This window comes from Amycolatopsis sp. WAC 01376, from assembly GCF_003947415.1.
Taxonomy (GTDB): domain Bacteria; phylum Actinomycetota; class Actinomycetes; order Mycobacteriales; family Pseudonocardiaceae; genus Amycolatopsis.
The window spans coordinates 361,546-382,046 of record NZ_QHKL01000007.1; the positions used below are offsets into that span (position 1 = coordinate 361,546).

Annotated in this window: 21 protein-coding genes; 5 read left to right on the forward strand and 16 right to left on the reverse strand. The window is 68.3% G+C overall.

Annotation, left to right across the window (positions count from 1 at the left end; translation table 11 throughout):
- Window positions 1-38 precede the first annotated feature (38 nt).
- Both DMH03_RS32195 and DMH03_RS32200 read left to right on the forward strand, forming a co-directional pair.
- Window positions 39-680: a dienelactone hydrolase family protein gene (locus DMH03_RS32195; protein ID WP_125795746.1), complete on the forward strand. Its 642-nt coding sequence runs from the start codon at window positions 39-41 to the stop codon at window positions 678-680.
- Between the two features lie 85 nt (window positions 681-765).
- Window positions 766-1,698, forward strand: coding sequence for a universal stress protein (locus DMH03_RS32200; protein WP_125795747.1), 933 nt, complete (start codon window positions 766-768; stop codon window positions 1,696-1,698).
- A gap of 11 nt (window positions 1,699-1,709) precedes the next feature.
- Here DMH03_RS32200 and DMH03_RS32205 read toward each other — a convergent pair whose 3' ends face one another.
- Window positions 1,710-2,096 carry a hypothetical protein gene (locus DMH03_RS32205; protein WP_125795748.1) on the reverse strand — a complete coding sequence of 129 codons (387 nt, stop codon included), beginning with the start codon at window positions 2,094-2,096 and terminating at the stop codon, window positions 1,710-1,712.
- Between the two features lie 191 nt (window positions 2,097-2,287).
- Here DMH03_RS32205 and DMH03_RS32210 point away from each other — a divergent pair, with 191 nt between their 5' ends.
- Together DMH03_RS32210 and DMH03_RS32215 are read left to right on the forward strand one after the other, a co-directional pair.
- Complete coding sequence (locus DMH03_RS32210; RefSeq protein ID WP_125795749.1) at window positions 2,288-3,229, forward strand: glycoside hydrolase family 43 protein; 942 nt, start codon at window positions 2,288-2,290, stop codon at window positions 3,227-3,229.
- Window positions 3,230-3,276: 47 nt separating this feature from the next.
- Window positions 3,277-3,513 carry a DUF6480 family protein gene (locus DMH03_RS32215; RefSeq protein ID WP_125795750.1) on the forward strand — a complete coding sequence of 79 codons (237 nt, stop codon included), beginning with the start codon at window positions 3,277-3,279 and terminating at the stop codon, window positions 3,511-3,513.
- Window positions 3,514-3,519: 6 nt separating this feature from the next.
- Here the strand turns inward: DMH03_RS32215 and DMH03_RS32220 are convergent, their stop codons facing one another.
- Window positions 3,520-4,413, reverse strand: coding sequence for an alpha/beta fold hydrolase (locus DMH03_RS32220; RefSeq protein WP_125795751.1), 894 nt, complete (start codon window positions 4,411-4,413; stop codon window positions 3,520-3,522).
- Window positions 4,414-4,522: 109 nt separating this feature from the next.
- On the opposite strand from DMH03_RS32220, the gene DMH03_RS32225 reads away from it, so the two are divergent.
- Window positions 4,523-5,044, forward strand: a complete 522-nt coding sequence (locus DMH03_RS32225) for a CGNR zinc finger domain-containing protein (protein ID WP_125795752.1) — start codon at window positions 4,523-4,525, stop codon at window positions 5,042-5,044.
- Here the strand turns inward: DMH03_RS32225 and DMH03_RS32230 are convergent.
- The 14 genes from DMH03_RS32230 to DMH03_RS32295 all read right to left on the reverse strand — a co-directional run bounded on the left by DMH03_RS32230 (window position 5,041) and on the right by DMH03_RS32295 (window position 20,433).
- Window positions 5,041-5,481 (reverse strand): DUF2243 domain-containing protein, encoded by a 441-nt coding sequence (locus tag DMH03_RS32230; protein WP_125795753.1) that lies wholly within the window; start codon window positions 5,479-5,481, stop codon window positions 5,041-5,043. The genes DMH03_RS32225 and DMH03_RS32230 overlap by 4 nt on opposite strands.
- 29 nt (window positions 5,482-5,510) lie before the next feature.
- Window positions 5,511-6,776 carry an ATP-grasp domain-containing protein gene (locus DMH03_RS32235; RefSeq protein ID WP_125795754.1) on the reverse strand — a complete coding sequence of 422 codons (1,266 nt, stop codon included), beginning with the start codon at window positions 6,774-6,776 and terminating at the stop codon, window positions 5,511-5,513.
- Window positions 6,766-8,064: a cation:proton antiporter gene (locus tag DMH03_RS32240; RefSeq protein ID WP_125795755.1), complete on the reverse strand. Its 1,299-nt coding sequence runs from the start codon at window positions 8,062-8,064 to the stop codon at window positions 6,766-6,768. Before DMH03_RS32240 ends, DMH03_RS32235 begins: the two co-directional genes overlap by 11 nt.
- Window positions 8,057-9,850, reverse strand: coding sequence for an ABC transporter substrate-binding protein (locus DMH03_RS32245; protein WP_125795756.1), 1,794 nt, complete (start codon window positions 9,848-9,850; stop codon window positions 8,057-8,059). The genes DMH03_RS32240 and DMH03_RS32245 overlap by 8 nt, the downstream gene beginning before the upstream one ends.
- 5 nt (window positions 9,851-9,855) lie before the next feature.
- A complete protein-coding gene (locus DMH03_RS32250; RefSeq protein ID WP_125787272.1) occupies window positions 9,856-10,200 on the reverse strand; it encodes a hypothetical protein in 345 nt (114 codons plus the stop codon).
- 462 nt (window positions 10,201-10,662) lie between these two features.
- Window positions 10,663-11,469 carry a dimethylargininase gene (ddaH, locus tag DMH03_RS32255; RefSeq protein ID WP_199749101.1) on the reverse strand — a complete coding sequence of 269 codons (807 nt, stop codon included), beginning with the start codon at window positions 11,467-11,469 and terminating at the stop codon, window positions 10,663-10,665.
- Window positions 11,466-12,716, reverse strand: coding sequence for an ATP-grasp domain-containing protein (locus DMH03_RS32260; RefSeq protein ID WP_125795757.1), 1,251 nt, complete (start codon window positions 12,714-12,716; stop codon window positions 11,466-11,468). The genes ddaH and DMH03_RS32260 overlap by 4 nt, the downstream gene beginning before the upstream one ends.
- On the reverse strand, window positions 12,613-14,259 hold the full coding sequence (locus DMH03_RS32265) for a class I tRNA ligase family protein (RefSeq protein WP_125795758.1): 1,647 nt from the start codon (window positions 14,257-14,259) through the stop codon (window positions 12,613-12,615). Before DMH03_RS32265 ends, DMH03_RS32260 begins: the two co-directional genes overlap by 104 nt.
- Window positions 14,260-14,628: a cupin domain-containing protein gene (locus tag DMH03_RS32270; protein WP_199749102.1), complete on the reverse strand. Its 369-nt coding sequence runs from the start codon at window positions 14,626-14,628 to the stop codon at window positions 14,260-14,262.
- A gap of 2 nt (window positions 14,629-14,630) precedes the next feature.
- The gene (locus DMH03_RS32275) at window positions 14,631-15,953 is read right to left on the reverse strand and encodes a lysine N(6)-hydroxylase/L-ornithine N(5)-oxygenase family protein (protein WP_125795759.1); all 1,323 of its coding nucleotides are present in this window, start codon (window positions 15,951-15,953) and stop codon (window positions 14,631-14,633) included.
- A gap of 16 nt (window positions 15,954-15,969) precedes the next feature.
- Entirely contained in the window at window positions 15,970-16,239 is a 270-nt protein-coding gene (locus DMH03_RS32280) for an acyl carrier protein (protein WP_233599028.1), read from the reverse strand.
- Window positions 16,223-18,076, reverse strand: coding sequence for an HAD family hydrolase (locus DMH03_RS32285; RefSeq protein ID WP_125795760.1), 1,854 nt, complete (start codon window positions 18,074-18,076; stop codon window positions 16,223-16,225). Before DMH03_RS32285 ends, DMH03_RS32280 begins: the two co-directional genes overlap by 17 nt.
- 10 nt (window positions 18,077-18,086) lie before the next feature.
- A complete protein-coding gene (locus tag DMH03_RS32290; protein ID WP_125795761.1) occupies window positions 18,087-19,115 on the reverse strand; it encodes a 3-oxoacyl-[acyl-carrier-protein] synthase III C-terminal domain-containing protein in 1,029 nt (342 codons plus the stop codon).
- Between the two features lie 274 nt (window positions 19,116-19,389).
- Window positions 19,390-20,433, reverse strand: coding sequence for a ParB N-terminal domain-containing protein (locus DMH03_RS32295; RefSeq protein WP_125795762.1), 1,044 nt, complete (start codon window positions 20,431-20,433; stop codon window positions 19,390-19,392).
- Window positions 20,434-20,501 lie beyond the last annotated feature (68 nt).

Genomic DNA, 20,501 nt, shown 5'->3' on the forward strand with positions numbered 1-20,501 from the left:
GGTGTCAGGCCCGCGCAGTCGCCTTGGGGAGTGACGTCATGACCGTTCCGGTCGTCATCGATTCCGCCGGCGTGGAACTGTCCGGTGACCTGATGGTTCCCGGCGATCCCCGCGGGATCGTGGTGTTCGCGCACGGATCGGGCAGTTCACGGCACAGCAGGCGTAACCGGTCGGTGGCCGAGGTATTGCAGGCCAACGGGTTCGCCACGCTGCTGCTGGACCTGCTGACCGAGGACGAGGAACGCGCCGACCGGTACACCGGCGAGTTGCGCTTCGATATTCCGCTGCTGGCCGACCGGGTGGTCACCGCGGTGGACGAGATCGGACGCCATGAGGTGGTCCGCGGTCTGCCGATCGGGTTGTTCGGTGCCAGTACGGGTGCCGCGGCGGCGTTGATCGCGGCGGCCAGGGAGAAGTCCGTTCGCGCCGTGGTGTCCCGCGGCGGCAGGCCGGATCTGGCGAGCGGGGCTTTGCCCGAAGTGAGGGCGCCGACGCTGCTGATCGTCGGCGGCCTGGATCATCCGGTCCTGGAGCTGAACAGGCTCGCGGCCGGGCAGCTCGTAGCGCCGAACCGTATCGAGACCGTCGCAGGGGCCACCCATTTGTTCGAAGAACCGGGATGTTTGGCGGAGGTGGCCAGGCTGGCGACGGAGTGGTTTGACCGGCACTTGACGATGTGACTCGGGTTTCCCGCGCTGTGTGTGAGTCGTGGCCGGAGTGGGTACCCGGATGGGTTGACGAGGAGCGACCACCACGGGAGCAGCGATGTCAACACCGGAATCCACAGTGGACAAGGGAGCCGTCGTCGTCGGCTATGACGGCTCCGAGCAAGCGCGGAAGGCCGTACGCTGGGCCGCGGGAGAAGCCGCCGCCCGCGGCCGCGGGCTGGTCGTCGTCCATGTCGTCGGGTTCCCGCCCATGGCCGAGGCGGTGCCGGGTGGCGGGGCGTGGCCGCGTCCGGGGTTCCTCGAAGCCGGTCAGGAGACGGCGCAGCGGCACGCGGAAACGCTGCTCGGCGATATCGCGCAGGAATGCCGCCGAACGTGGCCGGATCTGGCCGTCTCGACCCGGTTGCTGTCCGGCCGTGCCCCCGATGCGCTGGCCGATGCCGCGGCGAACGCGGAACTGCTGGTCATCGGGTCGTCCGGGCTCACCGCGCTGCCGAGGCTCCTGGTCGGGTCGACGGCCAACGAACTCCTGCACGACTGCCACCGGCCGATCGTGGTGGTGCGTGACAGCGACGAACCGTCGGCGGGCGAGGAGAGAAAGGTCGTGGTGGGCGTCGACGGATCCGAGACCAGTGTCGAAGCCATCGGTTTCGCCTACGACTTCGCCGCCCGGCACGGCTGCGTGCTGGTGGCCTTGCACGTCTGGTCCGACCTGCCCCTCGAGGCGATGGCGGTCAACCCCACCGAGCACGACAGGGAGATCATCCAGGAACGAGGAAAGCCGCTGCTCGACGAATCGCTGGCAGGCCATCGGGACCAGTACCCGGACGTCCCCGTCCATCGGGTGATCGCGATCGACCGGCCTGCCCATGCGCTTTCAGAGCAGGCCGAGGGGGCCACGCTGCTCGTCGTCGGCAGCCACGGACGTGGCCCGCTACGGCGTGCCCTCCTGGGATCGGTCAGCCGCGCGGTGGTGCACCACGCACCCTGCCCCGTCGCCGTGGTCCGTCACCACAAGGAACGGCGGTAAACCTCGCCCTCTCAAACGGCGTCGCTCAACCAGCGGTTCGCCCGTTGCCAGATGACTCGCGAATCGACGTCATCGGTGCTCCAGGTGGTCGCGCGGGTGGTACCGAGTTCGCGGTACTTACGCATGATCGCCACGTGGGCAGGCAGCCCGACGAAACCACGCAAACCGCCGTGGTCGCGCCACACCGACACCGATCCCAGCCGCCGGCGCAGCGGTTCTGCCCACAGCCACTGGCCGACCGCGCCGGGCAGCCGGGGCCACTCGCGGCTGAGCAGGTACCCCGCCCGGTAGGCGCCCGGCGTGCTCCGAAAGTCGTCGAGTGTCAACGCGGTGACGCTGACCAGCACTTCTCCGGCGAAGTCCGCGGCCTGACCGGGGATCCACTTGACTCTGATCATGCTCGCTCCTCGCATCACCTCAGCCAAAATGACTGCGTGCTGCTTATGATACGCACGTGCGTATCATTGTGTGCTACCCGTTGGCGCGCGGATGAATCCAGCAGGACCGGGTGAACGATCAAGTGCATGCTTCCCGGTGACAGCGACCCGGTGAGGCTGCCGGTCGCGTCGTCGCGTCGACAAAATCGGTTATGAAGTTCAGGCACCGCATCGTGACCCTCGCCGTGGTCACGGCCATGACGCTCACTGCCCCGCCTCCGGCCTTCGCCATCGGCACGCCGCGGCTGCTCATCGGCCAGGATTTCCCGGACCCCGACATCGTCAAGACCGATGCCGGCTACTTCGCCTTCTCCACGAGCACCGGCGCGGTGAAAGTGCCCTACGCGCGGGCTCCGGCGCCGGAAGGTCCTTGGCGAGTGGAAGGCGACGCTCTCGCGGCCGTGCCGAAGTGGGCCAAACCGGACGGCGGGTTCTGGGCTCCCGACGTGACCCGGCTTTCCGACGGCACGTTCCTGCTCTACTTCTCGGCGGCGGTGGCTCCCGGTGGGGAGATGTGCATCGGCGTCGCGACCGCGTCGAAGGCCGAAGGGCCGTACACGCCTGTCGGGGACGGCCCACTGATCTGCGTTCCCGGCGACGGCGGCGACATCGACCCGCAGACCTTTGTGGACTCCGACGGCTCGCGGTACCTGCTCTACAAAAGCGACGGCGCGGCGGTCGGGCCCCCGGCCGCGATCTGGTCGCAGAAACTGCTCGCCGACGGACGGACTCCGACCGGCCCGCGCGTCGAGCTTCTCCGTGCCGATCTCACCTCGGAAAAGGGGGTGGTCGAGGCACCGTCGGTGGTGAAGACACCGAGCCGGTACCTGCTGTTCTACTCCGCCGACACGTTCCAGAGCTCCGGCTATCACACCGGCTACGCCTCGGCGCCCTCGCTGAGCGGACCGTTCGTGAAGGCCGATGCGCAGTTCCTCTCGACCGATCTGCTCGGCGGCAAGGTCGACGCACCGGGCGGGGCCGACGTCGTCGACGGCCATATCCACTTCCACGGCTGGCTCGCCGGCGGCCGCACCGCCCGCGGGATGTACCAGCTGCCCATCGGCTTCCCGAACGACGTTCCCCAGCTCGGCTGATCGGCGAGCCGGGGGTTTCGTCGCCTGTGTCCGGGTACCCGGGCGGCATGACCGCCTTACCGCCCAACCCGGAACCCGAGAAGACCCCCGACCTCGAACCGGGAGGCGGTGTGTCGCCGGGTGACACACCGCCCGACTCGGCTCAGACGTCCGGGCTCTCACATCCGCAGCCGATGCCGTCCAAGGCGATGCCCATCGCCTGGCTGGTGCTCATCGGCATTCTTGTCGTGCTGGCGACCGGTTTCGTCATCGCGCTGGGGCTGGGCTGGCTCAAGCTGGGCTGATCGAGGTCAGCGCAAAGCGCGGTCGAGGAAGTCTCGGATGAGCTCGGTGATTTCCGGGCCGTGCGTCTCCAGGGCGAAGTGTCCGGCGTCGAGAAGGTGCAATTCGGCGTCGGGCAGGTCGCGAAGGAAGGCGCGGGCACCGTCGGCACCGAAGATCTCGTCGTGCTCGCCCCAGGTGATGAGCGTCGGCGGGCGGTGCTCGCGGAAGTACCGCTGGACGGCCGGGTAGACGTCGAGATTGAACTGGTAGTCCCAGAACAGCTGCAGTTGCACCTCTTTATTGCCGGGGCGGTCGAGCAGGGCCTGGTCAAGGGTCCAGGTGTCCGGGGTGAGCCGGTCCAGCCGGTCGGCGGGGACGCCGTGGGTGTACTGCCAACGGGTCGCCGCGGGCTCCAGGAGTTCGCGTACGGCTGCTTCGTGGGTTTCGCGGTCCTTGGCGTGCGCGAACAGAACATCCCAAAACGGTGTGAAGCCGTCGACGTAGGCGTTGCCGGATTGCACCAGCAGCGCGCTGACCCGCTCCGGATGCCGGCTCGCGATGCGGAGCCCGATGGGCGCCCCGTAGTCCTGGATGTAAAGGGCGAAGCGGTCCAAACCGAGTCCGTCGAGGAGCCCGATCGTGATCGCGGTCAGGTTCTCGAACGAGTAGTCGAACCGGTCGACGGGCGGGGCGTCGGAGTGGCCGAACCCGATGTGGTCGGGGGCGATGACGTGGTAGCGGTCGGCCAATGCGGGGATCAGCTCGCGGAACATGTGCGACGACGTGGGAAAACCGTGCAACAACACCACGGTCGGCGCCGTGGGGTCACCGGCTTCTCGGTAGAACACGCTGCGGCCGTCGACGGTCGCGGTGCGGTGGAACACCTCTCCGGATCTGGCGGGACGGGTGGCTTCGGACATGGAGATACTCCTTGAGCTTGATCTAACCTTCTAATGTCTTGAGAACGGTTAGAGACAAGCATGCGGGAACCTAACCTGTCAAGCGATCGACGAAGGGTAGGATGCCGGTGTGCTGCAACGTCCTCTGTCCGGCGAGCCCATCGCTTTGGACCTGCTGAACACCACGTGGCCTGATCGTGGTGTTCAGCAGGACGTCTTCGACGAACCCGGAGGGATCGGTGCCTGGCTGGCCGAATGGGGTCTTCCGGATCAGCCAGGCGCGGAGGAGCCGCTACGTCACACGCGTTCCGTCCTGCGTGAGCTGCTCGAAAGGCCCGGCGATCCCGCCGAACGCGCGCTGAACGCGGTGCTGGAGCGAGGGCGGTTGCGGCCGGAACTGCGGCAGGGCGGCCCCGAAGAGGTGATCGAGGTCGAGGACCCGTCCTGGCGCCCCGCGTGGCTCGCGGCCTACGGCTACTTGACTCTGCTGCGCGCGCGCCCGGAACGGATCAAGCGGTGTTCGGCGTATCCGGTGTGCACGCTGTACTTCGACGACACGACCCGTAACGGCACCAGGCGGTGGTGCTCCATGGAGACCTGCGGCAACCGGGCGAAAGCCGCTCGTCACTATCGCCGCGAACGTTCGGCTTAGGCGCTACTCAGCGACTCGCGTTGCCGTGCCATCAGGGTGCCGATCGCGACGAGCACGGCGCCCAGCACCAGGAAGCCGAGGTCGTAGGCCGTCTGGTGGGCACCCGGGCGGACATGGTGGACGCCGAGGATCAGGTGGTCGACCGTGCCTTCGACGAGGTTGAACACACCCCAGCCCGCGAGCGCGCCGCCCCAGAGGACGGGGCCGGGCAACCGATTCCCGCGGTTGAGCAGGACGACGCCGAGGACGACGAAGATCAAGCACAACAAGTGGAACAGGCCGTCGCCGACCATGTTCAGGTGGAGGTCTTCCGGAGTGTCTGGCGGGTACCAGCTCGACAGCATGTGATGCCACCCGAGGATCTGGTGAGCGACGATGCCGTCGACGAAACCGCCGAAGCCCGATCCGAGCAAGAGCGAGGACGCAGGGAGTCTCATGCGGGCACGGTTAGCCTGGCTGCCGTGGGTCAAACACCCGATTCCGAATCGGCATGGATCGTGGTGATGCGCAGCGAGGCCTCGGCGGCGTCGAGCGTCCGGGCGCATTCGCCGATCGAGTCGGCGACCGCGGTGACGTAGGCGACGCGGCCCCAGACGGTGCCTTTGGGCGGCGGGGAAACCACGGCGCCGGGCTCGGCGATGGTGACCGCCTTGTCCACTGTGGACGGAAGCGTCGCCGGGTCGAAGTGGATCGAGGCGATGGTGGTGTCGTCCCGGTCGACGTAGCAGAAGCGGATACCCGCCACCCGCCGCCGGGTGGGACGCACGTCGAGGTCGTGACCGCAGGCCGCCGCGGCGGCGAGGGCGCCGGGGTCGATGCCGGTCGCCAGCTTGCCGAGACAGGGGATCAGGTCGCCGCCGAGCCTGCCGTTGACCTCGATGAGTTTCGGGCCCGTCCCGGTCAGCATGTACTCGGTGTGCGTCCACCCGTCCCGGAAGTCCAGCGCGGTGTGAGTGTCCTGCAGGAGCGCGGTGAACGCGGGGTCGGCGAGCAGCGGATCGTTCGCGTCCACGTAATGGCCGACCTCTTCGGCGTAGGGCGGGAAGCCGACCACCTTGCGGGCCAGGAAGAGCGGTGTCACCTTCCCGTCCTGCACGACCGAGTCGACGCTGATCTCCTCGCCGGTCACGCATTGCTCGACCAGGACCGGGTGATCACTGGCGTAGACGACCGGGTCGGGTGCCTTGGTGTCGCGGGTGAAGGCGAACATCTCGCGCAGCCGCTCGGGATCGTCGACCCGGACCACACCGAGACTGGCGCCGAGACCACGGGGTTTGAGGATGGCCGGGTACCCCACCTGTTCCGCCGCGGCCAGTGCCTGGGCAAGGGTGCGGACCTTGACCGAACGGGGCTGTGGCACGCCGGCCTCGGCCAGCGCGGCGCGGGTCTGCGCCTTGTCCCGCAGCCGCCAGATCATCGCCGGGTCGCCGCACCGCAGCCCGAGCGCCTCCGCGACGTGGGCGGTGGCGTGGATACGTCCTTCATCCCAGCAGAGCACGCCATCGATCGGCTCGGCCTGGTTCACCCGGAGGGCCTCGCGGGCCATCGCGGGACCGTCGATGGTGCTGGGCAGCACGGACCAGCCGGTGAGGTACTCCCGTTCCCATTGTGGTTCGGCGGTGTGGAACAGGTGGACCCGGTACCGGGTGCTGATCGACCGCAGCAGGTACTCCCGGAACACCTGCCAGCCGGTCGCGATCAGCAGCAGCCGCGGTCGCGTTTCACTGGACATGGAACCTCTTCTCCCGTACGCGTTCCTCGTCCGTGACGGCGATCCGCCGCACCGCGTAGCGCAGTGTCGGCGGCGCCATCAGCGAAGTCACGATCGCCACCAGCACGATGATCGTGTAGGTGGCGGTGCTCAGTACGCCGAGCCGCAGCCCGACGATCGCGACGATCACCTGGATCACGCCGCGTGCGTTGAGACCACTGCCGAGCGCCAGCCCCTCCCAGTGACTCAGCCTTCCCGCCCTGGCACCGAGATAGGCGCCGGTGAACTTGCCGACGACCGCGATGACCAGCACCAGCACGGCCGACCCGAGCACCGCGGGATCGCGAAGCGCGGTGAGGTCCATCCGCAGCCCGGCGGTGGCGAAGTAGATCGGGGTGAGCACCGCCAGCACGATCGTGCGCAACGGCGCCAGCCGCGCGAGATCGATGTGCCGGGACGAGCCGATGAGGATTCCGCACAGCAGCGTGCCCAGTACCGGTTCCATGCCCACAGCGTGGGTGCCCGCGGCGGCCAGCAGGAGCAGGACCACGACCGTGGCGATGCCGGGACCCGGCTCGGAGGAACGGGCCGCCAGCCGCAACGACGCGTTGACCAGCGGACGTCCGACGACGACCGTGAGCACCAGTACCACCAGCAGACCGCCGACCAACAGCGCCACCTGGCCGGCGACCAGCCCGGTGACGGCCAGCGCGGACACCACCGAGAGCAACAGCCAGCCGATGATGTCGTCCACGGCCGCCGCGCTCACGATCAACTGGCCGATGTCGCGGTGCAGCAGCCGCATCTCCAGCAGGGTCTTCGCGATCACCGGGATCGCGCTCACACCCATCGCGACACCCATGAACAACGCGAACACCGCGCGGTCGATCCCCGCCGGGACCAGTGAATCGGGCAGCGCGAAGCCGAGCCCGATGCCGAGGCCCAGCGGCACCAGCAGGCCGCCCGCGCTGGTCCAGGCCGCGGGTTTGCCCTTGCGTCGCACCAGCTTCAGATCCATGTGCAGACCGGTGATCCCCACAAGCAGCAGCACGCCGAGCTGCCCCACGGCGTCGAGCAGGTTGAGCTGCGCGGCCTCGGGCGGCAGCAACCAGGCCGAGAGGCCGGGGGCCAGATGACTCAGCACCGACGGTCCGATGAGGACACCGGCGGTCAGTTCGCCCACCACCGCCGGCATCTTGAGCCGGAGCGCGAGCCGTCCGAGGGCGAGCGCGAGTCCGAGCAGCAGTCCCAGCTGGAGCAGGAACAGCAGCATGGAGTGCGCGCCGATGGGGGCGACGGGGCTAGGCATCGACGTAGTACCAGTTCTCCGGGCTGATCATGCCGAACGGGTTGACCGGCTCGAAGCCGCGCAGGTTGCCTGCCACCTCGAACAACCGGATCGGGAAGTTGGGGTTGAAGACGACCGGCACCTGCTCGGCGATGTAGTCCTGGTACTCGTACAGGACTTCCGGGTCGTCGGTGGTGACCGTGCGCTCGATCAGCTCGTCGGCCACCGGGTCGTGGTAGTGGCCGAAGTTGCCGCCCGCGTCCGTCCTGAACAGGACCTCGCCGGTCGGGTGGTGGTAGACCCAGCCACCGTTCCAGCAGCACATCTCCCACTGGCAAGGGGTTTCGTCGGTCGGGTAACAGGGCGCGTCCTCGGCGACCAGTATCGAACCGTAGACCTCCTGCAGCCGCAGTTCGATCCCCGCCGCGGCGGCGTCATGCCGGTATTGCGTCATCAGCCGGGTCAGTGCCGGCCGCCCTTCGACGTAACGGAGCAGGAAGCTCAGCTTGGTGCCGCGCGGGATCCCGTCGCCCGCCCGCTCCGGATCGACGCATACCGCCGGGGTGACGCTGGTGTCCCAGCCGTGTTCGGACAGCAGTTCCCTGGCCCGGTCGGGATCGAACGGCAGCGGCCATGCCCCGCCCCGCTGCGGCGGTGACACCAGATCGGTGACCGGGAGCATGGGCATCGGGCCGTTCTGCCGGTAGGCGTAGCCCTGGTAGATGTCCCGGACCGCGGAATCCTGGTCGAGGGTGCACTGCAATGCCTGCCGGATGTAGGTCTGGGCGAACATCTTGCCGACCACGGTGGGATTGTTGAAGTTCAGGCTGGTGTACCGGATGCAGTACGCCACCTGCGGCACCATCGTGTAGCGCCCGGCCAGCGGGTTCACCCCGCCCTTGGTCGGATCGTCGGTGTGACCGGTCGCGAAGCTGAGCGGCAGGTAGCCCACCTGGACCGCGTCCTCACCGTCCGGCCCGTTCTCCAGCCGGCGGTACTCCTCCTCGTCGGAGGAGAAGGGGATCTGCCGGAACTCGTCGAGACGCGGTTTGTTGGGACCGGAGTAGTGCTCGTTGGGCACGAACGTCACCACTCCGTCCAAGGTGTAGCTCTTCAACCGCCAAGCTCCGCTCACGACACTCCATATAGGACTGTCGGCCCAACGGGTGCGGTGTTCGTTGCTCTCGTCGATGATGTCGCCCTGTTCCGCCATCAGGTAGTCGTAGACCGCCTCGACCTCGGCGAGATCGCCGGAGGCGTTGGCCGGGCCCTCCGCGGTGCGGTCCCACGCCTTCGGCAGCGGAATGATCAGGCTGAGCTGGTTCATCAGTACCCAGCGCCGGGAGTAGACCTTGTCGAAGGTGAAGTAACAGGTGTCTTCGGACAACTTGCCGTACTCGGTGCAGTTGTCGGGGAAGTAGCCGGGGGTGTACTCGCCGTACCGGTCGCCCTTGACCTTGAGCAGGTTCACCCAGAACAACACGTTGTCGGCGCACAGAGTCTCGCCATTGGACCACTTCCACGGCTTGATCTTGACCGTGACGGTCAGCCCGTCCTCGCTCCACACGGGCGGCTCGCCGATGCTCGTGGCGTAGTCGACCTCGGGTGTGCCGTCGCTGCCGAAGAAGTACAGGGTGCGGTACATCAGGGCCTGGAACTCCAGGACGTTGCGCATGCCCATGCGTTCCGCCGGGGTGAACGGGAAGATCACCGCCGGCGGGAAGCCCGGCGCGCAGGCCCAGGTGACCGTGCCGCCGCGACGCGGCGTCTCGACTCGAGTCTCGGCTTTCGCGGTGGTCCGGGTCATCGCCATCACCGGATCTCTTGGAGGCGGGAGACTCCGACGGACTGGTGCGGGCCGTAGCGCTGCCACACCTCGTCGAGCTGGATCCGGCCGTCGTCGAGTATCCGCGGGACGCTGGTGCAGTGACCGGAGATCACCTCGCCGCTCTCCAGGACCATGCAGTACGCGAAGTCGAGTTTGCCGTCAGGGCCACAGGTTCCGGTCAGCGAGCCGCGCCGGGCTCTGCCGCCCGTGAACTCACCCCAGATCAGGTCGCCGTTCTGCCGGTAGACCGCGACCCGGTCACCGCCGGTGTCGTCACCGGTGTCGTCGACGGCGACCGGACGGAACCGCCGTCCTTCGTAGTTGATCATGGCGCTCCTTTGTGGAGGGAGGGTTGAAGGTGGGGGATCGGTGCAGGTGGTCGTGAGTGGTTCTGGACTGGCCGATAGGGGCCGACCGTGCCCAGAGTGTCCACAAGGGACAGTTTATGGCGGATGAATGCCCGTTTGATGCCTTATGTGCGGTTTTTGATTGGGGTCGTGAGTGGTAAGTGGGGTTCTAACGCTCTTTATCACTCACGACCCCCTCGCTAAACCGTGCACATTGTCCAAATCGGGCGTAGTATTCGCGAAAAGTGTCCTTTATGGATAGTAGGAAAGGTGTCTCTTCGGCGAGCCCGACTTTTCCGCCAACTCCGGCACACCACTCACGACCCGCGCATGACCGGGGGCCGAAGGCTCCCATCCCCGCATCAGACACAGTGAAGGGAGCCTTCACCCCACCCGCGAACACGCCACACTTTCCCTGCCTCTCAAGAGAACCCGAAACGCCACTCACGACTCACGGAGCTCCAGCGCGCAGCATTTCGCCGCACCACCGGCCTTCAGCAGTTCGGACAGGTCGACACTGATCGGCTCGAAGCCTGCCGCCCGCAGGCTCTCGGCGAGGTGGACGGCCGCTTGGGGGAGCAGCACGTGCTTGCCATCGGAGACGGCGTTGAGGCCGAAGACCTCGGCGTCGGCCCGGTCCGCCCGGATCGCGGTCGGGTACAGCTCGCGAAGCAGGGCTTGGCTGTCCGGCGAGAACGCGCCGGGGTAGTACATGATCTCTTCGTGGTCGAGTACCGCCAACGCCGTGTCCAGGTGGTAGAAGTACGGGTCGACCAGGCGCAAGGTGACCACCGGCACGCCGAAATGGTCGGCGGCCTCGGCGTGCGCGCGCTCGTCGGTGCGAAAGCCCGTGCCTGCCAGGATCCGGGCGCCGGTGGGCAGCATGTCGCCTTCGCCCTCGTTGACGAACCGGGCGCGCCGGACCGGGTAGCCGTGCTCTGCGAACCAGGCCTGATAGGCAGGCGCCTCGCCGAACCGTTGCGGATGCCGGTACCGGGCGGCCAGCACCTGACCGCCGAGCACGGTGGCCGCGTTCGCGGCGAACACCATGTCGGGCAGGCCGGGCCGCGGCGGCACCACGTCGACCTGGTGGCCGAGCGCGATCAGCCGGGCGCGCAGCCGGTCCCACTGCAGGATCGCCAGTGCCGTGTCGGTCGGTTTGTCCGGCTCCATCCACGGGTTGATCGAGTAGCTGACCTCGAAATGGTCGGGCGGGCACATCAGGAACCGCCGGGGGCTGGCCACTCTCATCGGTCACGCTCCAAGGTGACGGTGATCTTGTCCGCCAGTTCGGTCATCAGCTCGTAAGCGTCCTCTTTGGACGTCCCGGTGGTGCCGAGGAAGCCGAAGATGGTGTTGCCGTCGGGCGGCCTGAGGATGACGTCGCCGGGGCGGGCGGTGATCTGCAGCAGGAAGACCCGGTCCGATTCGCTGACCTCTGGCGGCACTTCGATGTGCTCGACCACACCGCCGTCGCAGATCAGGCACATCGCGGTGATGTGTGTCCCGGTCGGCCAGTAGTGGCGGACGGGCGGCTTGACTCCTCGGCCGACGTCGACCACGGCGCGGATCGGATCGTGGTCCGCGGTGAGCCGGGCGATGGTGTCCAGCCCGCCGCCGCCGACCCTGGCCGCGATCTCGAGCAGATGTGGTTTGCCGTCGTGGTAGCGCACTTCGGCGTGCATCGCGCTGCGCCGCAGCCCTTGCGCGCGGGCGGCCGCCTTGACCACGTGGTGCACCCTGGCCAGTTCTTCGGCCGGCAGGGAGGTCGGCGCGTGGTGCACGTCGTCGTCGAAACTCCGGCCCTCCGCGGTGATCCGGTCGACCACCGAACCGAGGTAGAGCTCGTCGTCCCAGGCGAGCGCCTCCATCAGGTACTCCGGCCCGTCCAAAAAGGACTCGACGAGCAGCCCGATCGGACCGAGGTCGACGTCGTCGGCCTCGGCGTTGATCCAGAACATGTTCCGAAGTCCTTCGCTGGCCGTGGTGAAGTCACGGGCCAGCTCCTCCGGGCCGTCCACTCGGTACACCAGGTGACTGCCGGCACCCAGGGTGGGTTTGAGGATGACCGGGTAGCCGAATTCGGTGGCCGCCGCGAGCGCGTCGTCCAGTTCGGTGACGAACCGGAAGGCGGGAATCGGCACCCCCGCCCGTTCGTACGCCTGGCGCATCAGCAGCTTGTTGCGGCTGTTGCGGGCGCCGTCGACCCCGATGCCCGGCAGGCCGAGGGCTTCGGCCACCGAGGCGACCGCGATCACCGCCGCCTCGGAAAAGGTGATCACCCCGTCGAAGTGCTCGGTGGCATGCCATTCCTCGGCGCAGGCGATCATCTCGTCGATCTTCTTCGAGCCGACCAGCCGGTAGTGGTCGGACGGCCAGAAGTCGGCAGTCCCCTCACCGTTCATCACGTACAGGTCGACGCCGAACGCCTGCACCTGCCGATAGCGGGAGTGGTAGTAGGTCAGGTACTGACGGGTCTCGATGGTCAGCAGCTTCATGGCTCGCCTCCTCGGGCAGCCTGGGGAGTCGGAACACGGGAACGGAAGCGGGTGGTTCGGCGGTGAGGGACAGGTCGACCCCGTCCTTGCCCGCCGCCTCGGCCGCGTCGATCAGGATCGGGGCGGCGCCCGCGAGCAACGTGCGGGTCTCGAGCACCAGATCACCCGGGGTGATCGCCGAGCAGCAGGCGAGGCCGCGCAGCCGGTCAAGCTGGGTGAGCACCGTCTCGGCGGCCCGGTTCATGCTGTAGCCGGGCAAGTCGTAACAGCCGCGGAACCGCGCCAGCATGGCCGCGGCGCGCCGCTGTCCGGCGGGGGACACCGGCAGCGTGCCGGAGAGCCCGTGCAGCGCCGACGACATCGCATCCGCCAGCGCGTTCCACGGCGCGCCGAGCCGCCGGTACCCCGTGTCGCGCAAGCCTTCCCGGCTGAAGTCGGTGCGCGCCTGCTCCGGTGCGGTATGCGCCAGATGGAACCGGACCAGGTCGCGCGGGACCTCGGCGAGCAGCTCGGCCGTCCGGATCAGATGGCCGCGGCTGGTGGAGAACTTCTCCCCGGCCAGGTTGTAGAACTCGTTGCAGACGTTGGCCGACGGTGTGACGTACCGGTCGCCGTGGGCCAGCAGGAACACGAGATCCATCAGGCCCCAGTGGTAGACGTTGTCGTAACCGTGGAAGTAGACGACGTCGGCGTCGTGTTCGGCGCGCCAGTGCTCGTCCACCGGCACCGTGGTGTCGCCGGCCGACCACCAGGTGCTGTACATGACCGCGGGCATCGCCTCGATCCACGGGTACAACATCTGGCCGGGTGTCTCCGGGAACGGCGCGGGAACGCCCCATCCGGCCGGGATCGTCACGGGGATCTCCGGCAGCGGCCCGGCCAGCAGCTCGCCGATCAGCTGCGCCGCGTGCGGGCGCCACCGTCCCGTCCGCGCGACGTAGTAGGCGGTGAGCCGCTCCCGGTACTCCTCCATCGGCAGCACCAGGATCTCCGTGTCCCGGTAGGACACCGGGTCGTCCGGGTCCATTGTGGAGCGTGGATCGAGCAGCTCGTCGTAGTTGTTCGGGTGCCCGCAGGCCTCGCAGACCCCGCCGCTGCTGACGGCAAGGCAGACCGGACAGGTGCCGGTGACCAACCCGTCGAACAGGTACGTGCCGGACCGCGTCGCGACCGGCAGCCGCACCGTACGTTTCCGGAACCGGCCCGCCTCGTACAGGACGGTGACGAAGTCGAGCACCGTGCGCCGGTACACCTCGTCGATCGGCGGGAGACCGGCCATCGAGATACCCATCGCGGAAAGCGAACGTCCGATCGCCGCGGTGGAGCCGGCGCACAGCTCCCGCGGGGTGGTGCCCGATCGCCGGGCGGTGGACACCACGTAGCTCTGGCTGTCGTCGGTGCAGGTCGTGTAGATCACCGAGGCGCCGGTGGCCCGCAGGTACCGGGCGTACACGTCGCCCGCCAGGTACGGCCCGGCCAGATGTCCGATGTGCAGGTCGCCGTTGGGCGTCGGGGTCGCGGCGACCACGATGGTCGTGGACATCTACACGCCGGCCTCGTCGCGGGTGGCGAACCGCCCGGCCATCTCCCTGTCCCACCAGACCGCGTACATCCGGAACTCCTCGGTGCCGGTGTTCACCACCTGGTGACGCGACCCCGGCGGGAAATGCACGATGTCACCCGCGGCGAACGGCACCCGGCGTCCGTCGCAGACGATCTCCGCGGCCCCGGCCATGGCCACCCAGATCTCGTACTCGTGGTGGCTGTGCGCGCCGGACTCCGCGCCCGGCGCCACCACGCACCATGAGCCCTCGAATGGTGCGTTCAGCTCCGGCCACGGCAGCAGCCGGGTGGCGGCCAGACCGTTGTCCGGCTTGAGGTTCGCGGGATCGAGCCTTCGGATCTCCATCATGGTCACTGCGCTCCTTGGGTGGCGGCGAGCGGGCGGGCGGCGGCTTCGGTGATGGCGGGCAACCGCGGCGCCCGGCGCTCGGCGAGCTCGTCGCTGACGATCTCCGCCGCCCGCGCGGCCAGCACGCTGAGCAGGGAGTCGGCGATGCCGTGGGTGGCCTCGTTCACCCCTTGCAGGTGACAGGTCCCGCTGAACGACGGCGGCAGGCCCATCCGGTAGCTGCGGTTGACGGTGATCTCGTCGATCCCGACGGCGGAGGCCATGTCGTTGACGATCCGCGGCATCCGCTTGGTGAAACCGGTACCGAGCAGCACCACGTCACAGCGTTGCGTGGAGCGATGGCCGGATTTGCGGTCGACGAGGGTGAGCACGATCTCGCGGCCGTCCATCTCGGCCTCGGCCACGTCGACCATCGGGATCATCTCGATGCGTTCGGTCCCGGTGAGCCGTTCGATGTACATCTGCCGGTACAGGGTGTCGAGCATGTCCGTGGTGAGACCGGCGTAGTTGGTCCGGTGCATCTCGCGCAGCAGCTGCGCCCTGGCCTCCGGCAGCGCCGAGTGGAACTCGTCCACAAAGGACGGGTAGAACAACTCGTTGGTGAACTTGCTGGTCTCGTAGGCGTTGAGGCCGATCGAGCGCATCACCATCGTGCACTGGGTCCCGGGGAACGTCTGGTGTGCCGTCCAGAGCATCTCGGCCGCGCTCTGCGCCCCGCCGACGACCACGATCCGGCGTGTCTGCTCGGGGTCGATCTCGCCGATCCGGGCCGCGAACTCGGTGCTGTGGATCATCAGCTCGCGCGGGATGGCCGCGAAGGTCTCCGGGATGTACGGGTCCCGCCCGGCCGCGACCACCAGGTGACGGCACACCACGGCACTGCCGTCGGCCATCTGGACCAGCCACTCGCCGGTCCCGTCCGCGATACCGAACGGCCGGACCGAAACGCAGCGCCGTCCGTAGTCGATCCGCACGTTCGGCAGGGATCTCGCGACCCAGCCCAGATAGCCGGAGATCTCCATCCGGTACGGCGTGAAGCTGCCGAGGTTGATGAACTGGTCCAAGCGGCCGACGGAGTGCAGGTAGTTGACGAAACTGAAGGGGCTCCGCGGGTTGCGCTGGGTCACCAGGTCCTTGAGGAAGGAGACCTGGCTCTGCGTCCACGGGATCAACATGCCGCGCTGCCAGACCACGTCGTCCTGCTGCTCGACGATGAGCGTTTCCTTGGCGAGCTCGGACTTCGCGAGCTCCTCGACGGCGACGGCGAGCGCGAGGCCCGACGGGCCCGCTCCGATCGCCAGCAACTCTACTTCTTGAAATCGCACCGCAAATCCTCCCCGGCTATTCGCGCCGACCGGCGCCCGTGTTGGTCGTCGCGGCGACCGCGACGAGGTCGATCAGGGCCGTCACCGTGTGCGCGGCGTGGTAGCTGCGCAGATCGAGCGTTACCGACAGCCTGCTTTCCAGCTGGGAAAGGACTTCCAGCGACGAGAGGCTGTCCCAGCCGTGGGTGGCGAGCACCGGGCGGGCCCGCAGGTCGCCGTCCGGTTTGTTCAGCACTTCGCTCAGCGTGTTCAGCACGACGGACGCCGTGTCATCCATGTCGGTCATCACTCGTCTCCGGGTAGGCGATCCAGGTGGGCAGACAACTCGGCGCGGTGGCGGGCACCACGGTGTACAGGCCGTCCTCGTCGGACGGGGTGAAGCCGGCCTTCTCCCAGAAGCCGTCCGCCACCTTGTTGCGTCCGGTCGGCACGTAACGGCCTGCCAGTGCGGTGGCCCCGGCGTCGCGAGCCCGTCGCACGATCCAGTCCGTGATCGCGAACTCGATGCCCCGGCCGAACACCCGGCAGCTCAGCACCAGGTTCAGTACCCGCCAGACCCGTCCTCGGCATTCGATCCACGCGGCGCCGACGATCCCCTCGTCGCCGAACCGGTCCGAGACCGCGAACGAGGCGACGAGCCGGTCCGGATCGGCGCACATCGCGGTCGTGGCGCCTTCGTCGAACCGGTGCCCGGTCAGGTTGAACTGGTTGGTGCGGGCGGAAAGCTGGGCGACCCGGCCCACCTCGAAGGTGGTGACCGGATGCGCGGTCACCCGCGTCCGCAACGCCTGCAGGTAGTCCTCCGACGAGGCGAATCCGGTGGAGAAGCCGGTGCGCAACGCGCGCGAGCGGTACAGCGCCGGACGCTTCAGGTCGGTGCCGGTGAGTTCCGGCACGTCGAACCAGCCGGGCCGTAGCAGCGCGCGGACCAGGTGGGCCGGGTCGCCGTCGGCAGCCACCAGCGCGACGTCGGGCAGTTCGGCGGCCACGTGCCCGCGTTCGAACGGGGAGTCGTCCATGAAGACGAACGCGTTCGCGGCCAGGTTGAGCGTCTCGGCGGCTTGCCGCAGGTTCTCCGCCTTCGCCGACCAGTTCACCGCGCGGACCGCGAAGTCCTGCGGGCGCAGCAGTATTTCCGGATGACCGATCAGCACCTCGTCGACCGCGCCGCCGTCGTTCTTGCTGGCCAGTACGAGGACGACCCCTTGCTCGTGCAGCCGTCGCACGGCCCGCTGCAGGTCCTGGTAGCAGTTCCCCGGGTACAACCCGCCGAGTTGCAGCCCGGCCTCGCCCGCTTCGCCGAGCACGCCACCCCACAGCGTGTTGTCCAGATCGACCGCGAGCACCTTGCGGGACAGGCCCGACCTGGCCGCGACCACCCTGGCGAGCTGCCGCGCCAGCGCGAGCAGCGCGCCGTCGGTGTACGGCAGGTCCGCGTACCGGTGCAGTCGCTCGTCCCTGGCCGCGACCGCGAGGTCGGCGAGTTCACCGGCCAGGTCCACCACCGTGATCCGGCCGTCGTCCTCCGCCAGGCCGAGAAGGTCCGCGTTGAGCCGGTGCCAGGCCCGGCCGATCGCGGCCCGTGCCCGCCAGCTGATCACCGAATCCCGCAGTTCGGCGGGCATCGGCACGGTGTGCAGGACGAACGCGCCCGGTGTGCGCCGCAGGCAGGCGAGGATCAGTCCTCGCAGCTCGGCGAACCGGGCCGCCAGGTGTTCGGTCAGGCCCGCCGTGTCGACGGCGCTCCACTCACGGGGCACGAAGTACCGCTCGTCCAGCAGACAGGTGACGACGTCGGGGGAGCCGTCGATCTCGCCCGCGGCCAGTGACAGCTCGAACGCGCCGTAGTCACCGAGGAGAAGGGTGGGCCGGGTGCCGGTGGCGACCAGTGCGGCGCGCAGCAGATGCTCGAACGGGCCGATCGTGCAGGTTGCCAGCACGGCCACCCGGACCGGTCGCAGGTCCGGCCCGGCCGACGGGAGATCGGCGAGGATGCGGCCCGCCCGGCGGACCGTCGCCGGATCCTCGACCTCCCCGAGCCGTTGTCGTAAGCCCGGCGAAGGCGTCGAGTGGGTGGCCATCGCGGCGCGCAGGCTGCCGAGCAATTCCGTGAAATCGTTCATCGACCCCTGCCTAGACTCGGAAAATCGTGCAATACCAGCGCATACCGATGGAGATTCCGGCCAGCGCGACGAGATCCCCCGAATTCAGTTCGCCGCGGTCGAGGTACGTCCCGAGCGCGACCAACTGATCCGCCGCTCCCATATGGCCGTGGTCGCTCGCCAGCTCGTGGTTCGTCATGGCCAGTGGGAAATCGATCAGACCTGCGACATCGGCGATGCCGTCCGGGTCGTTGATGTAGATGAACCGGGCGAGATCTTCGCGCCGTACATCTGCCCGGCGGCAGGCCCGCTCGACCACTTCGACGACTCGCGCGTTGAGCTGTTCGCCGAACTTCTGGAGCTGCCGGGGGTCTTTCCGGAAATGGGCCTGTACGCGTTCGGTCCCACTCAGCGCTGTCGCACTCGACCACCCGGGTGGGGGTATCGGCGTGACGCTGCCGCCGATATCGGTGCGGAACCAGTCGCAGAAGTCGGAATCCGTGAACTGCTCGGTGGCCAGCCAGGTGGTGCGGTCGTGCCCTCGTCGCAGCACCACGGCGACCGCGCCGTCGCTGTGCACGGCGTTGTTGACGTTCATCCGGTTGCGATGGAATTCGCTGACCCGGTTGACGGCGGTGAACAGCACCGTGTCGAGCTCCGGCTGCAACGCCAGCTGCCCGGCGACGGCGCCGAGTCCGGTCACCCCGCAGGCACAGCCTTCGGTCAGCAGCATCGTCTGCCGCTCCCGGATCTTCAGCTCCCTGGCGAGTGCGGCGGAGGAGTCCCAATACGGGTACTCCGCCAGTTCAGAATTGGCCAGCACCACCAGATCGACATCCGCGGGGTCCATCGCGACCCTGTCCAGCGCGGCACGGGACGCCTCCGCCGCCAGCGCGGTCGAGGTCACCCCGTCCGCGGCACGATGGAAGTTCCGATAACCCCAGCGGACGACACGTTCCGGGTCCGCGACATAAGTGCCGGCGACGTGTTCGACGTCCTGGTCTTCACCGAAGGCGTAACCGAAGCCGGCGATACCGAATTCGGCGAGCGGTGCTGCCATTTCTTCTCCTCTTGCCGAATCCGGTCGGCGACAGTTTTCCGCGTGAATCATGAACCGATGTCGATGGCGGCTTGATTCGAATCGATCGGACGCGGGCTGCTTTCGGCGATGACGGTCACTCGTCGAGTCCGGTCCGAGGGAATTCGCGAACAGTTCTCGGCCCCCATGGCGTGCTGCGTCGGAATACTGCCGCACACTTCGCCCTTCGACAACCGCTCGTCGTTCAACTGAGTTCCGATGCTCGGTTGAACACGTTGTCGTATTCACGGGCGGGCTACGACTTCTGTGAGCCGACTCGCTGTTCCAGTTGGTGCGCGAACTCGATCCACTCGTTGGCGCACCGGCGAGCCAGTGCGGCGAGGACGTACACGCTGTGCGGGGGGACCGTGTCGACCAGTTCACGCCACTCCTCCTCGGCGATCACCCGGTGGACGAGCCAGCGCAGCGTCCGGGTACCGGTCTGGGCGAAGCGCAGGGACGGATCACGCTCGAGGTTCCGAAGGACCGCGTTGCGCTCCGTCGTCGAGAGACGTTCGGTGTGGTCGTGAGCGGGCTGGCTGGTCTCGCGGCGTTCGGTGTGGCCGTCCCGGACGGCGCGTGGCCGTCGCGGTGGCACCGGGTCCTCGCCACGCTGGATCCGCTCGCGCACGTCACGAACGGTGGCCGGGGCGATACCCGCCGCGCGTGCGATCGAGCGCAGTGACGCGTCCGGAAAGGCCGCGATCAGCCGGCTCGCGACGCGACGTCCGTCGGTGCTGTCCAGCGGGCGGACCTTCCCGTCGCGGCCGAGTCGTGCCGTTCCTTGCGGAAGCCCGTCGATCCGGCCGCGGACCGTGGCGACGGTGCGGGGTCCGAGTCCGGCGGCCGCGGCGATGGCGCGATCCGACCAGTCGGGGTGGGAGATGACGATGCGGGCGACCGCGGCCTCGCGGTCCGCGTAGGACAACGGCAGGCCGTGCGCGACGTTGGCCTTGACCGCCAGTACGAACGCGTCTTCCTCACTGCCGTCGAAGAAGACCACGTCGATGGTGTTCTGGCCGCGCAGGCGGGCCGCGCCGAGCCGGTGCATCCCGTCGATGATCCGCATGGTCGAGCGGTGGACCAGGATCGGCGGCAGCGCGCGATCCGGTTCGGCCAGCACCCGGATGTGCTCGGCGTCCTCACCGATCAACCGCGGCGAGTCCGCCGGCCGCAACGCGGCCAACGGAACGGCGCTGGTGACCTGACCCGCCTTCGGATACTCGGTCGACGGTTCGTCCGGTTCTTTCGAATCAGCCGAATACCCCTGGCTGGCGCCGTGGTCAGCTTGCCCGGTCAATGGGCACCCCCGTCGGGTTGTGGATGGCAAACCTGCGACTTACCCTGAATGAGTCCTGGCGCCCGCCC

What these genes read in the sequence shown, in the direction of transcription:
- DMH03_RS32240 (WP_125795755.1), bottom strand. Translation starts at nt 8,064, where the DNA reads ATGCCTAGCCCCGTCGCCCCCATCGGCGCGCACTCCATGCTGCTGTTC.
- DMH03_RS32245 (WP_125795756.1), bottom strand. Translation starts at nt 9,850, where the DNA reads ATGACCCGGACCACCGCGAAAGCCGAGACTCGAGTCGAGACGCCGCGT.
- DMH03_RS32250 (WP_125787272.1), bottom strand. Translation starts at nt 10,200, where the DNA reads ATGATCAACTACGAAGGACGGCGGTTCCGTCCGGTCGCCGTCGACGAC.
- DMH03_RS32270 (WP_199749102.1), bottom strand. Translation starts at nt 14,628, where the DNA reads ATGATGGAGATCCGAAGGCTCGATCCCGCGAACCTCAAGCCGGACAAC.
- DMH03_RS32285 (WP_125795760.1), bottom strand. Translation starts at nt 18,076, where the DNA reads ATGAACGATTTCACGGAATTGCTCGGCAGCCTGCGCGCCGCGATGGCC.
- DMH03_RS32205 (WP_125795748.1), bottom strand. Translation starts at nt 2,096, where the DNA reads ATGATCAGAGTCAAGTGGATCCCCGGTCAGGCCGCGGACTTCGCCGGA.
- DMH03_RS32230 (WP_125795753.1), bottom strand. Translation starts at nt 5,481, where the DNA reads ATGAGACTCCCTGCGTCCTCGCTCTTGCTCGGATCGGGCTTCGGCGGT.
- DMH03_RS32235 (WP_125795754.1), bottom strand. Translation starts at nt 6,776, where the DNA reads ATGTCCAGTGAAACGCGACCGCGGCTGCTGCTGATCGCGACCGGCTGG.
- DMH03_RS32265 (WP_125795758.1), bottom strand. Translation starts at nt 14,259, where the DNA reads ATGTCCACGACCATCGTGGTCGCCGCGACCCCGACGCCCAACGGCGAC.
- DMH03_RS32210 (WP_125795749.1), top strand. Translation starts at nt 2,288, where the DNA reads ATGAAGTTCAGGCACCGCATCGTGACCCTCGCCGTGGTCACGGCCATG.
- DMH03_RS32215 (WP_125795750.1), top strand. Translation starts at nt 3,277, where the DNA reads ATGACCGCCTTACCGCCCAACCCGGAACCCGAGAAGACCCCCGACCTC.
- DMH03_RS32220 (WP_125795751.1), bottom strand. Translation starts at nt 4,413, where the DNA reads ATGTCCGAAGCCACCCGTCCCGCCAGATCCGGAGAGGTGTTCCACCGC.
- DMH03_RS32260 (WP_125795757.1), bottom strand. Translation starts at nt 12,716, where the DNA reads ATGAAGCTGCTGACCATCGAGACCCGTCAGTACCTGACCTACTACCAC.
- DMH03_RS32195 (WP_125795746.1), top strand. Translation starts at nt 39, where the DNA reads ATGACCGTTCCGGTCGTCATCGATTCCGCCGGCGTGGAACTGTCCGGT.
- DMH03_RS32280 (WP_233599028.1), bottom strand. Translation starts at nt 16,239, where the DNA reads ATGACCGACATGGATGACACGGCGTCCGTCGTGCTGAACACGCTGAGC.
- ddaH (WP_199749101.1), bottom strand. Translation starts at nt 11,469, where the DNA reads ATGAGAGTGGCCAGCCCCCGGCGGTTCCTGATGTGCCCGCCCGACCAT.
- DMH03_RS32290 (WP_125795761.1), bottom strand. Translation starts at nt 19,115, where the DNA reads ATGGCAGCACCGCTCGCCGAATTCGGTATCGCCGGCTTCGGTTACGCC.
- DMH03_RS32200 (WP_125795747.1), top strand. Translation starts at nt 766, where the DNA reads ATGTCAACACCGGAATCCACAGTGGACAAGGGAGCCGTCGTCGTCGGC.